At 66.7% G+C, this 276-nt stretch carries 1 protein-coding gene; it reads left to right on the top strand.

Translation table 11 applies throughout. The features are described from left to right. A partial coding sequence (locus tag FQ664_RS25965) for a cupin-like domain-containing protein (RefSeq protein ID WP_178091074.1) occupies positions 1-276 on the top strand: 276 nt, incomplete at both ends.

Raw genomic sequence — 276 nt, 5'->3', positions numbered from 1 at the left:
CGCTTGAGCCCGGTGATGCCATCTTCATCCCAGGCCTGTGGTGGCACCACGTGCGCAGCCTGGAACCGTTCAACGTGCTGGTGAACTACTGGTGGCGCAGTGCGCCTGGCTATCTCGGCTCACCCCTGCCGGCGCTGCAGCATGCGATGTGGGCCCTGCGCGATCTACCGGCGCGCGAGAAGCAGGCGTGGGCGAAGATCTTCCAGTACTACGTGTTTGGTCCCGGCGAGCAGGCAGGGCAACACCTGCCCGAAGCGGCGCGGGGTGAGCTGGCAC

Source organism: Pseudomonas persica, from assembly GCF_900291015.1.
Taxonomy (GTDB): domain Bacteria; phylum Pseudomonadota; class Gammaproteobacteria; order Pseudomonadales; family Pseudomonadaceae; genus Aquipseudomonas.
Note: the sequence above shows the minus strand (reverse complement) of the source record. Positions and strands in the feature narration are given on the sequence as shown.